Raw genomic sequence first — 13911 nt, 5'->3', positions numbered from 1 at the left:
TCACTATGCTGATCAGTAGCCTAATGTCTATGTCTCAATTTGCTCAAGTGACTAGCTATACGAGGCAATATAATGATCTTAACTATACCGTAGTTGAAGTCCATGATTTATCCAAGCTTCGTTTATTGTTAAATAAACAGAACGATCAAACACCAGTAAATTACTTTAGCCAAATCCCGACACAATTAAACACATGTGAGAAAATGCTATTTGCAATGAATGCGGGCATGTTTCATTACACGTTCCATCCTGTAGGTTTATATATTGAAAATAAGAAAAAGCTCTTTCCACTGAACCAGCACCTTGGATGGGGAAATTTCTATTTACAGCCGAATGGTATTTTGGCTTGGAACAGTAAACAGGCTGTTATTTTAAGCACTTCTCAATATGTGAAAGGTAAATTTAAAGCGGATTATGCAACGCAGTCAGGGCCGATGCTGGTGTCTAATCAACTAATCAATCCAATTTTCATAGCAGAAAGTTCATCTCTGAAAATACGTAACGCCGTGGGGATAAAAGATCAAGTGCTATATTTTGTGCTGACTGAGCAAGCTGTAAATTTTTATGCTCTAGCGAGCTTTATGCAAAATGAGCTCAAGTTAGAGCAAGCTTTATATCTAGATGGCTCCATTTCAGCGATGTATCTGGCTGAGAAGGATATCAATATTCAGAGTAGTCCGTTTGGACCGATGTTGGCGTATATTGAAGATCAGGAGTGTGAGTAGAGAAAAGGCAATAAAAAAGCATTGGTTGTTCCAATGCTTCTTAATGACGAAATTGGCATCACTGTAATGGTGAATGGGTGATTTCGTTTAGCTCTTTGCGGCTGTAACCTCGAGAGGCTAGAACACGTTTGATGCCAATGATGACATCGTCATCTGTGGCTTGAGCAAGAGCCTTTAACAGTTGTTCATCTGTTTTGCATGAGCAATCGTTCTCGACACACGCGATTTGATTTTTATGCTCATTCAACTGCTGCGGTGCAGCAAACAATTTTTGCCAAAAACTCATAGAGCCTTCATTCATGAATAACATAGAACGAAATATAGCCAATTCTATAAATAATGCAAGATGATCTAAGTGATAAAAGCAGCAGTTGAACACGCAAAATTTCAATCATAATGGCAAGATTTAACGGTTTTATGACAGGTCAAAATGTACGGTGAAATTAACTACTTTATTTCAAATAAAAATCCTCAAGTTATTGTTTTAAATAACTTGAGGACGTAAAGGAGATGATTAAATAATTCTTACAATTTTTCCAGTAACACACCAGATTCAACATGGTGGGTATACGGGAACTGATCGAATAAAGCAAAACGTGTAACTTTGTGCGTTTGCGTAAGTAGCTTTAAATTGTCATGTAAGGTATCTGGATTACAAGAAATATAAATGATACGTTCAAAGCGCTGTAACAGTTTCAGCGTTTCATCATCAATACCCGCACGTGGTGGATCCACAAACACCGTGTCAAAATCATAACTGCTGATCTCAATTTGTGCTTCTTGTAAGCGTCTAAATTCACGTTCACCATTGTAGGCTTGGGTAAACTCTTCAGCAGAAAGTCGCGCTACTTGAATGTTATCAATATTATTTTGTTCAATATTCCATTGAGCTGCGTAGACAGATGATTTTGCTAACTCTGTCGCCAATACACGATTAAAGCGAGTAGACAGTGGCAAGGTAAAGTTACCATTACCACAGTAAAGTTCTAATAAGTCTTTTGAAGATTGCTCTGCTGCATCGCAAGCCCATTCCAACATCTTTTGGCAGACTTGAGCATTCGGCTGGGTAAAACTACTTTCGATTTGTTTGTACTGATATTTGCGCCCAAAAACTTGTAGTTCTTCCACCACAAACTCATCAGACAGCACAATCTTTTGACCACGGCTACGACCAATAATTTTAACATTTAGTTTTTCAGCAAGCTGTTTGGCTAATGCTTGCCACTGTTCGTCAAGTGGGCAGCGATAAATCAGTGAAACAAGCATTTCACCTTTTAGAGTCGCTAAAAAATGAACTTCAAATAGTCGTTTTGATAGTGCATCGTGACTTTTCAGTTCTGCCAAAAGCACAGGCATCAGTTGATTAATACTGGTATCAGCAATCGGAAACTCATCGATACGAATCACTTGTTTTTGTTGTTGTTCATCGCGTTCAAACATGGCATAGAACATGTCGTCATCAGTATGCCAAATACGAAATTCTGCACGCATACGAAAATGTTGTTCTGGAGATGCAAATACAGAAAGTGAAGGGGGATTGAATTCGGCAAATTGCGCAGAAATACGTTCAACTTTGGCATCAAGTTGTTGCTGATAAGATGAAGTCATATGCAGTCAAAAATTATAAAACGTAGAAAACAGGGATGGTAACAAAGTTTACTGAAGAAGACTAAGCGAATTCAGCAACTTCGAATGAAAATCTAAAGAACTAGAGAATAGTTGGATGAATACCGAGAAAATATGCTTTTCTCAAATAAAAAGAAACCAAGCCATTAAACCAGTAATGGCTTGGTAAGGGAAAGATAACCCTTGAACAGGATACTTTTAAACCTTAGTTCAAGGTCATTAAGCTGGCATTACCACCCGCAGCAGCAGTGTTAATACTGATTGCACGTTCAATCACAAGACGCTCAACTGGAATGTCTTGTTCGGCAGGTTGTAAATGGGTAATACCCACAATAGCACCTGAACGCTGTGCGATTGCAGTTTGCAATTCAAGCACTTGAGTCGTTGTACCATGGTGTAGAACTGCATCAAAATCACCTGTTGCAATGCTTTGGATCACTTTGAATTGTTCAGCCACCATTTTAGGCATCGTTGACATGTGCTTCAATGCGAATACATTGTCAGCAAGTACAGCCGCTTTGCTGCCTACAGCAAAAATTGCGTTCAATTGAACCAATTGGTCTTGTTCTTGCTCTGCAAGAGACAATACGCAGTGACGAGCAACAATTGTATATTGGTTGCTTTCACCTGTAGGACCATTTAATTCATACACTTGACCAGAAGCAAGCGCAGGAACTTGAGGCAATTTCACTTGTGGGAACTGCTTTTTCACCCAAGCGCTGAATTGTTCGTACACTTCATTCTTTGGTGCAGCTTGTAATACTTTACCTACTGCAAATGGGGTACTTAACTGTTTCGCGCTGCATTCTTGCATTAAACGGTACAAGTAAAGTGGACCACCTGCTTTAGGACCAGTACCAGACAAGCCCTCACCACCGAAAGGTTGTACGCCAACAACAGCACCAACGATGTTGCGGTTAATATACAAGTTACCCACTTCAGAAGTGCTAATCACAGTGTTGATGGTTTCATCAATACGTGTATGTAGACCCATGGTTAAGCCGTAGCCTTTCGCATTGATCTGATCCACTACAGATTTCACATTACCTTGTGGGTAACGGATGATGTGTAATACTGGACCGAAGACTTCACGCTCAAGGTCGTTTAAGTTTGGTAATTCAATTAACGTTGGTGGGATGAATGTACCTTGATTCAAGCTTGTATCAGCAGCATCGTTACGCATGAACTGGTGCACTGCATAGCCTTTACCACGCATTTTTTGGATGTGGTTTTGGATATTGGTTTGTGCTTCAGCATCAATTACTGGACCGATGTCAGTTTTTAATAATGCAGGGTTACCTACATTGAGTTGTTGCATTGCACCTTTCAACATGCGAATTACGCTTTCAGCATTGTCTTCTTGTACGCAAAGGATACGAAGTGCAGAACAACGTTGACCAGCACTGTCATAAGCCGAGTTCACAACATCTAGAATCACTTGTTCAGTTAATGCTGATGAATCCACGATCATGGCATTTTGACCACCTGTTTCCGCAATTAACGGAATCGGTTGACCATTTGTACCTAAGCGTTTTGCAACAGTTTTCTGAAGAATTTTCGCAACTTCAGTAGAACCTGTGAACATGATGCCTTGGATACGTGGGTCAGCACTTAATTGCGCACCAACAGTTTCACCACGGCCAGGGATTAACTGCACAACAGCTTGAGGTACGCCAGCTTCCCAAAGCATTTGGATAGCTAAAGATGCAACGAGTGGTGTCTGTTCAGCTGGTTTTGCAATAACAGTATTACCCGCAACAAGTGCAGCAGAAATCTGACCACTGAAGATTGCCAATGGGAAGTTCCATGGGCTAATACACAATACTGTGCCTAATGACTCAATTTGAGCATTTGTAGCCAAATTTGTGCATTGTGCAGCGTAGTAACGTAAGAAATCGACCGCTTCACGAACTTCAGCAATCGCATTGGCATAAGTTTTACCACTTTCACGGCATAACAACACCATCAATTCTTGGATACGGCTTTCCATAATGTCGGCAGCACGGTTTAAACATGCAGCACGCTCATTTTTCGGTGTATTTACCCAAGCTGCTTGTGCATTTGCAGCATTCGTTAATGCTAGGTTTACGTGTTCAGCAGATGCTTCTTTTACGCTACCGACTTTGTCAGAGTGTACAGCAGGATTGATTACATCAACTTCTGCAGCCGCAGCAATTTCAGCTAAACCAGGACCCATTGATTCAGCAGACCATTGCTGTGACATCAGGCTTTGAACTGTTTTGTCCAAGCTTAACAATTCGCTGTCATTGGCTAAGTCTACGCCTGAAGAGTTTTGACGTAATGCACCATATAAATTCTGTGGTAGCGGAATAGCAGGGTGTTTTAAGCCAACGCCTTTTTCTTGTTTGGCAGAAGTTAAGATCGCTTCACGAGGGTTTTCGATCAGGTCTTGAATCTCCAAGCTCTTATCAGCAATACGGTTTACAAATGAGGTGTTTGCACCATTTTCGAGTAAACGACGAACTAAGTAAGCCAATAATGTTTCATGCGTACCTACTGGTGCATAAATACGGCAAGGAATATCCAATTTGTTTTCAGATTTTGGACCAACTACTTGTTCGTATAAAGGTTCACCCATGCCGTGTAAGCATTGGAATTCGTATTGACCAACGTAATATTTCGCAGGATCTGCCAATTGGTAAATTGTCGCTACAGTTTGAGCATTATGCGTCGCAAACTGAGGGTAAATTTGCTCTGGTGCAGCCAATAATTTTCTTGCACATGCGATATAAGACAAGTCTGTATGTACTTTACGGGTAAATACAGGGTAGTCCGTCATACCTTCAATTTGTGCTTTCTTGATTTCGCTATCCCAGTATGCACCTTTCACCAAACGGATCATCAGACGCTTGTTGCTGCGTTTAGCAAGGTCAACAATATAATCTACAACGTAGAAGCAACGTTTTTGGTACGCTTGAATAACAAAGCCGATACCTTTCCAATCTGCCAATTCAGGCTCAAAGCAAAGACGCTCTAAAAGCTCTAGAGAAAGTTCTAAACGCTCAGATTCTTCAGCATCGATGTTTAAGCCAATGTTATAGCCTTTTGCCAAACGCGCGAGTTCAAGAACTTTGCTATAAAGTTCTTTGTGTACACGTTCAGTTTGAGAACGTTGGTAACGCGGATGTAATGCAGAAAGCTTGATAGAGATACCAGGGCCGCTATAAACATCTTTGTCTTTAGATGCTTGACCAATCGCATGAATCGCATTGGTGTAGTCATCATAATAACGCTCAGCATCGTGATCAGTTAACGCTGCTTCACCCAACATATCGTATGAATAACGGAAACCTTTATCTTCAAGACGTTCAGCATTACTTAACGCTTCTTTGATGGTTTCGCCAGTAACAAACTGTTCGCCCATCATACGCATAGCAACGTCTACGGCCTTACGAATGATGCCACGACCACTACGTGCAATTAAGCCTGTAAGCATAGTAGAAAGGCTAGCTTGCTTAGGTGTTTCCATGAGCATACCTGTTAACATTAAGCCCCACGCAGCGGCATTAACGAACATCAGGTTGCTTTGACCAACGTGGTCTTTCCAGTTACCTTGATTAATTTTGTCACGGATTAATAAATCACGTGTGGCAGTATCAGGAATACGTAATAACGCTTCAGCAAGACACATGAGGGCAATACCTTCTTGCGAAGATAAAGAGAACTCTTGTAATAAACCTTGTACGATACCTGCTTTACCCGCAGAACTTTTACGCTCACGTAAAGTGTGTGCAAGGTTAAAAGCTAAGTCCTGAATACGTGTATTTAATTCATCTGAAATTTTGCTATGCTCAAGTAGATTCTCAACACATTCAGATTCGGCACGGCGCCAAGCAGTGTTAATTTCTGTTTCGTAAGCGGTCTTTTCTTTGAAAAGCGTAATATAGTCTTGATGAGGTTTGGTTCCATCAATTGGGGAGATGATCGTATTCATGCCAACTTCCTGTGACTGAAAAGATTGAGTTAAGCAAATTGCCGTATATAATTAATGATCACAGAAATAAACCCGAATAACTCACTATAGTTTCCCTTATTTTTAGAGATTAATTCAGATGTCTAGCCAGATTTTATCGCTTGATCGAACGGATATTAAAATTTTAGATATTCTGCAAAACGATGGACGAATATCGAATATTAAATTGGCTGAAGAGGTGAATCTATCTCCTACGGCTGTGCTTGCAAGGGTACAGAAGCTCAGTAAAGATGGATTTATTCTTGGCTATGAAGCCAAGTTAAATGCTGCGATGTTGAATTCAAATTTTGTGGTCTTTGTAGAGATTTTACTCGATAAAACTACACCGAATGTATTAGATGAGTTCTGTGAGGCAGTCATGCAGTATCCAGAAATTGTTGAATGTCATATGACTAGTGGTGGATTTGATTTTGTTGTGAAGATTCGCTGCGCCAGTATGGAAGAGTTTCGTAAAATTTCAGGTCAGGTGCTGTGGCAACTGCCAGGAATTAAAGAAACTCGAAGTTATCCTGTTATGGAAGTTATTAAAGAAAGTGCGAAGTTGAACCTGAAAGTTAAAAAGAGTAGATAAAAATAAAGGGGCGTTTAGCCCCTTTATTTTTTAACTGTACGAAGAATTATTTATTCTTCAATTCAGCCATTTCGCGTTTATAGAATGCATCCGCTTGTTCAAAACGTTCTACAACATCTTTCTCAGGTTCTTTACCAAGTAAGCTCACCACGACAATACTGACGAATGACAAGATGAAGCCAGGGATGATTTCATAAATACCAGTGTCGCCCATCGTATTTTTCCATACGATTACGGTTACTGCACCTACAAGAATACCTACGATTGCACCGTTGAGTGTCATGCGTTTCCAGAACAATGACAAGATGATTAATGGACCAAACGCAGCACCAAAACCAGCCCAAGCATAAGCTACTAAGCCTAAAACTTTACTATCAGGATTTTGAGCAAGCACAATCGCAAGGATTGAAATGCTGATTACCATTAAACGACCAATCCAAACCAACTCGTTTTGAGAAGCATTTTTACGGATGAACGCTTTGTATAAATCTTCTGTTAAAGTACTAGAACATACCAAAAGCTGACAGCTTAAAGTACTCATCACTGCTGAAAGAATTGCAGCAAGAATGATCCCTGCTACCCATGGGTTAAATAAGATTTTATTTAATTCCATGAAAACAGTTTCAGGGTTTTGTGTTACTGCTGCTGCAAATTCAGGGTGTTGCTGGAAGTAAGCAATACCAACAAAACCAGCACCAACTGCGCCACCTAAGCATAAAATCATCCATGCCATACCAATGCGACGAGCAGCAGGGATAGTTTTTGCAGAATCAGCTGCCATGAAGCGGACTAAAATGTGGGGTTGGCCAAAATAACCTAAGCCCCATGCCATTGAAGATAAAATAGCAACAGTACTTAAACCTTCAAGCATGTTCAATGCTTGTGGGCGAGCTGCTTCGAGCAGTACACCGAATTGTTGACTATGATCATCAATTGCAAGGTAAGTAATCACTGGCATTAACAGTAAGGCAAAAATCATTAAACCTGCTTGGAATGTGTCAGTCCAACTTACAGCAAGGAACCCACCAATACATACATATGAAATTGTTGCGAGTGCACCAATCCAAAGGGCAGTAGAGTAGTCCCATCCAAATAAACTTTCGAATAAGCGTGCGCCAGCAACCATACCTGAGGCACAGTAAATAGCAAAGAAGATTAAAATTACGAAAGCGGAAATAATACGTAATACACGTTTTTTGTCGCCAAAACGACCAGTGAAATAATCTGGTAATGTAAGCGCATTATTTTGAAATTCAGTGTGAACACGTAAACGTCCAGCGACTAAAAGCCAGTTTAGCCATGCACCGATAATTAAACCAATAGCAATCCACGCTTCAGAGAGACCAGAAAGATAAATTGCTCCTGGTAAACCCATGAGTAACCAGCCACTCATGTCCGATGCACCTGCTGAAAGTGCAGTTACAACGCTTCCAAGACTACGTCCACCCAAAATGTAGTCAGAGAAATCTGAAGTTGCCTTATAGGCATATAGGCCAATACCGACCATTGCGATAATGTAAAAAATAAAGGTGATTAATGTAGGGTTCACTTGACTCATATGCCCATCCTTTGTCCTAAAACCATCAATCCAAGATGATTTTTTGAGCTGCAATAGCGAGGAGGTGATTCAATCATAAAAGCAAAATTACTTACTGTTACATTTCTAGGGTGTTTATAGTCATTTTGTGTAGCGAAATGTAATCTTGGTTACAAAACTAAAAATGACAAAAAATTGTACTAAGCATATGTAAAATGGTCTTTTTAAAAGAATGGATGCGTTAAAAAGATGATTATTCACTATATTTGATGATAATTCAGCCTATAAAGATGGAATTTCATCAAAATAATGATTTTTGTTACATAAAATAACAATCAGATTATGCTTTATTTGTAAGAAATATTAGTTAGATAGCTTTAATTGACTCTTGCTTTTAGCGCAATGAAGTCATGAAATTTGAAAATTGGAATTTTTAGAGCATTTTAGATATTGCTATATTTTTCAATTAAATTCTGCAAGGTTGATTCTAATCTTCTATATTCTACATTTGTATAATTATTCTACTAAGTTTTTGTGATCACTTGGCTTTAATGTTACAAAGAAAACGATGAAGAAAATTATCTATCCAGTTTTCGTTTATAGAGGTAAAAACCTAGTTTGAACATAATATTTGTATGGCACTTTTTTGAGTTGCTGATGTCAATTTATAAAAGTGAATATCAAATGTCCTGTTGGATCAGAGACACAGGTATTTGCACTATATAATAGTCATTCAAAATGTTGGCGGGATGTGCTGAGATGCTAAATAAGCTGAAAGATGTATTTAAAAGTTCTAGAGTAAAAGAGGAAGAGGCTTATCTGCATGAACATGCGATTCAGTTCAATCCACAACAGGGGTATATTGTAGATGGTATTGTTCTAAATCAAGCTCTATCAGAGCGCTTAGAGTATTTTTCCAATCGTCGCTTAAATAAGTTTGATGATTTGAAAGCACTTTACTATGCGGCTATGTTAATTAATGAAAAAATTGATTTGGAAATTACGCAACAGAAATTTGTCGCGCGTTTAGGCAATACGGAAGAAAACTTACTCCAATTTAAAAGCATTGTGAAAAAACTGAACGATTACTATCGTAATTTTATTCGAGAGAAATAAAATTAGAGCCTAAAAGTAAAAAATATCTATATCGGGCATGTCATTTATTAACCTAATCTCACAATGACGTGCTTGATGAATAAGATTCAGTCACTATATAACTGTATAAAAATTTTATGTAGTTTTAGCTGCGTGATAAGATTGTAACCAAGTGACTTATCTCTAAAAAGCGATCTACATGTTCCAACAAGAAATTGCTCAACTCAATCTCTCTAAGTTGAAAGCAGGTGACAAACGCTGGATCGGACAACTACAAGGTTCAGCTGCTGCACTATTATTTAAAGAAATCTCAAAACAACATCAGCAACTTTTTATCCTCGTTGCACGAAATAGTCAGCATTTAGCTCAGTTAGAAAGTGAACTTGAGTTTTATGGACTAAAGCCAACCATTTTCCCTGATTGGGAAATCTTACCTTACGACCGTTTATCTCCTCATCAAGATATTGTTTCGGAACGTTTGGCTATTTTATCTAATATGCCACAACAAGGGGTGTTATTGGTTTCTGCCTCGACTTTGGCACAGCGCGTTGCACCGACCTCTTGGGTATTGGGAGAACATTTCGATATTCAAGTTGGACAAAAATTTGATATTGAAAAGCAAAAATTACGATTGATTCAGGCAGGCTATCATCTGGTTGATACAGTATATGACCATGGTGAATTTGCTGTGCGCGGCAGTATTATGGATATTTTTGCATCTGGGCAAAATTCACCGATACGTATTGATCTTTTTGATGATGAAATCGAAAGTTTAAAATTTTTTGATCCTGAAACCCAACGTACCACGCAAAATCTAGAAAAATTTAGTGTACTCCCTGCAAAAGAATTTCCATTAAAAGAAGCACGTTCTTTATTTAGAGACCGTTATGCTGAAAGTTTTCCAACAGCAAATCCGAAAAAAAATCCAATTTATCAAGATGTACTTGAAGGAATTGCTTCGCCAGGCATAGAGTTTTATTTACCACTTTTTTTCGATAAGCCTTTGATGCAAGGTCAAAGTACGCTTATGGCGTATTTACCACAGAATGGCATTGTCATTACAGATAATGGATTGGATGATGGGATATCGAGCTTCTGGAAAGAAGTTTTACGCCGTTATGAAGACCGTCGTCATAATATTGATCATCCGATCTTGCCACCAGAAGAGTTATTTCTCTCACCTAACGTTGTTTTAGAACAATTAAATAAATTTGCTCGTGTTATCGCATCAACTGAAGCTGTAGAAGAGCGTGCTGGAGCAATCAATTTAGATACGGAAGCTCCACCACGGTTAGCGGTTGATCCTAAGCAAGAAAAGCCTTTTGCTGCTGTAAAGCAATATTTGGATGCAGTGAATCATCCAGTATTACTTGTTGCGGAAAGCGCAGGTCGACGCGAAACTTTAAAAGATGCTTTACGGCCTTTTTTAGGTGATATTCCAAGTGTCGAAAGCTTTGCTGATTTCCAGCAATCTTTACAAGCAATTGCAATTACAAGCGCACCACTTGATCAAGGGCTGGTTGTTCGAGGGCAGTTGAGTGTAATTTCAGAAAATCAACTCTATGAGCATCGCGTAGTACAGCGCCGCCGTAAGCGTCAGCAGGAAGTTTCAGAAGAGTTTCTGATTAAAAGTCTGACTGAGCTGAGTATTGGCGCGCCAGTGGTGCATATTGATTACGGGGTTGGACGTTATGCAGGTTTAGTCACATTAAGTATTGATGATCAAGAGCATGAGTTTTTGCAACTTGATTATGCTGATGCAGCCAAAGTTTATGTTCCTGTCACGAATTTGCATTTAATCAGCAGATATAGTGGTGGGGATCCTGATTTAGCCCCATTACATAAATTGGGTACAGATGCATGGAATAAAGCAAAACGCAAAGCTTTAGAACAAATTCATGATGTGGCAGCGGAATTGTTGCATATACAAGCACGTCGACAATCTAAACCAGGCATCAGTTTTGAGTTAGATCAGAGCTTATATATGCAATTTGCGAGCGGATTTGCATATGAAGAAACTTTAGATCAAGCCAATGCTATTGAAGCAACGCTGCATGATATGCAATTGGCCAAGCCGATGGATCGTTTGGTCTGTGGTGATGTTGGGTTTGGTAAAACTGAAGTTGCTATGCGCGCGGCTTTTTTAGCAGTTCAAAACAATAAACAGGTTGCTGTATTGGTGCCAACCACCTTATTGGCGCAACAGCATTATGAGTCATTTAAAGATCGTTTTGCGGATTGGCCAATTCGTATAGAAGTATTGTCGCGTTTTGGTTCTAGCAAAACTCACCTCAAAATTATTGAAGACCTAGCCGAAGGTAAAGTTGATATTGTGGTGGGTACCCATAAGATTCTGCAAGAGAATGTTCAATTTAAGAATCTCGGTTTAATGATTGTAGATGAAGAACATCGTTTTGGTGTACGTGACAAAGAGCGAATCAAAGCGATGCGTGCCGATGTGGACATGCTGACGCTTACAGCAACGCCAATTCCGCGGACTTTGAATATGGCATTTAGCGGAATGCGTGATTTATCGATTATTGCGACACCTCCTGCACGTCGTTTAGCTGTGAAAACCTTTGTACAAGAACATACATCAGAATCGGTAAAAGAAGCGATTCTGCGTGAACTGCTTCGTGGTGGGCAAGTTTATTTCTTGCATAATGAAGTTGAGACCATCGAAAGAGCAGCAGAAAGTATCCGTGAGCTTGTGCCAGAGGCACGGGTTGCAGTTGCACATGGACAAATGCGAGAGCGCGAACTTGAGCAAGTCATGCAGCAGTTCTACCATAAAGAATACAATGTATTGGTTTGTTCAACCATTATTGAAACAGGGATTGATGTCCCAAATGCCAATACAATTTTAATTGAACGAGCTGATAAATTGGGCTTAGCGCAGTTACATCAATTGCGTGGACGAGTCGGGCGTTCGCATCACCAAGCCTATGCTTATCTGTTAGTGCCTTCTATTAAAGGACTTAAAGGTGATGCAGAAAAACGACTCGATGCCATTCAGCGTGCCGCAACATTAGGTGCAGGTTTCATGTTGGCAACAGAAGACCTTGAAATTCGCGGTGCGGGTGAACTCCTTGGCGAGCAGCAAAGTGGCTCTATGCAAGCAATTGGTTATAGTTTGTATATGGAAATGCTTGAAAAGGCGACGAAAGCAATTCAGAAAGGTAAGACACCAAACTTTGATGCACCATTGTCGTTAACGGCTGAGATCAATTTGCATATGCCTGCATTAATTCCAGATGATTATTTGGGAGATGTACATCAACGACTTCTGTTTTATAAGCGTATCAGTAATACAGATCAACAAGAAAAACTCGATAATATTCGTATGGAATTGATTGATCGTTTTGGTATTCCACCGCAACCTGTAAAGCAGCTTTTTGCTGTACATCAATTGCGTCTTAAGGCTGAACATTTGGGGATTACTAAAATTGACATCAATACTAATGGTGGCTATATCGAGTTTTCACAAGATACTCCCGTCCAGGCGATGACTATCATTAGTATGATGCAAAAACATCCAACCTTCTTCCGTATGGAAGGCGGGCAGCGCTTAAAAGTCATGGTGATGTTGGAAGATTTTCAAAAAAGAATCCAATTTATTAATGAGTTACTTGAGAGTTTACTTAAAGAGTTAAATTAGTTGATAGGCAACACTTCTTTGGCTTGACTTTCTAAAAGTAAGATTAGAACGATAGCCAAAGAAACAATTGATTTATTTGGAAAAATTATTAAAGTGCTAAATGTGATCAATATCATATAAAATAGCAATTTATTTGTAATGAAACACCTTTTATAGAATACTCAGCTCTAGTTTGATGTGATAGTATTAACCATCATTCTAATTTTCCATCATTTATAAAGATATGTTTAGTTTGCATCCACAACTTGCTCAAGATACGTTTTTTGTAGGCGATTTTCCGCTTTCTACATGTCGTTTAATGAATGATATGCAGTTTCCTTGGCTTATTCTTATTCCACGTGTACCTGGAGTAACTGAGCTTTATGAATTAAGTCAAGCAGATCAAGAGCAGTTCTTGCGGGAATCAAGTTGGTTATCTAGTCAACTTTCACGTGTATTCCGTGCTGATAAAATGAATGTTGCAGCATTAGGTAACATGGTTCCTCAGTTACATTTCCATCATGTTGTTCGTTATCAAAATGACGTGGCTTGGCCTAAACCAGTTTGGGGCACACCAGCAGTTCCATATACCAATGAAGTTCTTGCGCACATGCGTCAAACATTAATGCTTGCTCTACGTGGTCAAGGCGATATGCCATTTGACTGGCGCATGGATTGATCCCAGAAATCATTTGTTTATGGATGAATTGTGATTAGATTCGGGTT

Annotated in this window: 9 protein-coding genes; 5 read left to right on the top strand and 4 right to left on the bottom strand. The window is 39.3% G+C overall.

Annotated features, from left to right (window positions below):
* Positions 1-23: 23 nt before the first annotated feature.
* Positions 24-725 (top strand): phosphodiester glycosidase family protein, encoded by a 702-nt coding sequence (locus tag F4W09_RS14610; RefSeq protein ID WP_171492442.1) that lies wholly within the window; start codon positions 24-26, stop codon positions 723-725.
* 58 nt (positions 726-783) lie between these two features.
* On the opposite strand, the gene F4W09_RS14605 is transcribed toward F4W09_RS14610, so the two are convergent.
* The 3 genes from F4W09_RS14605 to putA form a co-directional block, all read right to left on the bottom strand.
* On the bottom strand, positions 784-1011 hold the full coding sequence (locus F4W09_RS14605) for a hypothetical protein (RefSeq protein ID WP_044740439.1): 228 nt from the start codon (positions 1009-1011) through the stop codon (positions 784-786).
* 239 nt (positions 1012-1250) lie between these two features.
* Entirely contained in the window at positions 1251-2333 is a 1083-nt protein-coding gene (trmA, locus tag F4W09_RS14600; RefSeq protein ID WP_151505181.1) for a tRNA (uridine(54)-C5)-methyltransferase TrmA, read from the bottom strand.
* 223 nt (positions 2334-2556) lie between these two features.
* Complete coding sequence (gene putA / locus F4W09_RS14595) at positions 2557-6306, bottom strand: trifunctional transcriptional regulator/proline dehydrogenase/L-glutamate gamma-semialdehyde dehydrogenase (protein WP_151505180.1); 3750 nt, start codon at positions 6304-6306, stop codon at positions 2557-2559.
* Between the two features lie 118 nt (positions 6307-6424).
* Between putA and F4W09_RS14590 the strand changes: the two genes are divergently transcribed.
* A complete protein-coding gene (locus F4W09_RS14590) occupies positions 6425-6916 on the top strand; it encodes an Lrp/AsnC ligand binding domain-containing protein (protein ID WP_016166307.1) in 492 nt (163 codons plus the stop codon).
* Between the two features lie 46 nt (positions 6917-6962).
* Here F4W09_RS14590 and putP read toward each other — a convergent pair whose 3' ends face one another.
* Positions 6963-8474 carry a sodium/proline symporter PutP gene (putP, locus tag F4W09_RS14585; protein WP_044740443.1) on the bottom strand — a complete coding sequence of 504 codons (1512 nt, stop codon included), beginning with the start codon at positions 8472-8474 and terminating at the stop codon, positions 6963-6965.
* Positions 8475-9212: 738 nt separating this feature from the next.
* On the opposite strand from putP, the gene F4W09_RS14580 reads away from it, so the two are divergent.
* From F4W09_RS14580 to F4W09_RS14570, 3 genes are all read left to right on the top strand, one after another.
* Positions 9213-9569, top strand: coding sequence for a hypothetical protein (locus tag F4W09_RS14580; RefSeq protein ID WP_016166305.1), 357 nt, complete (start codon positions 9213-9215; stop codon positions 9567-9569).
* Between the two features lie 178 nt (positions 9570-9747).
* Positions 9748-13206 carry a transcription-repair coupling factor gene (gene mfd / locus F4W09_RS14575; RefSeq protein WP_151505179.1) on the top strand — a complete coding sequence of 1153 codons (3459 nt, stop codon included), beginning with the start codon at positions 9748-9750 and terminating at the stop codon, positions 13204-13206.
* A gap of 223 nt (positions 13207-13429) precedes the next feature.
* Positions 13430-13864: an HIT domain-containing protein gene (locus tag F4W09_RS14570; RefSeq protein ID WP_044740445.1), complete on the top strand. Its 435-nt coding sequence runs from the start codon at positions 13430-13432 to the stop codon at positions 13862-13864.
* The last annotated feature ends 47 nt before the right edge of the window (positions 13865-13911 follow it).

The sequence above is a fragment of the Acinetobacter tandoii genome (genome assembly GCF_008867985.1).
GTDB lineage: Bacteria > Pseudomonadota > Gammaproteobacteria > Pseudomonadales > Moraxellaceae > Acinetobacter > Acinetobacter tandoii.
Note: the sequence above shows the minus strand (reverse complement) of the source record. Positions and strands in the feature narration are given on the sequence as shown.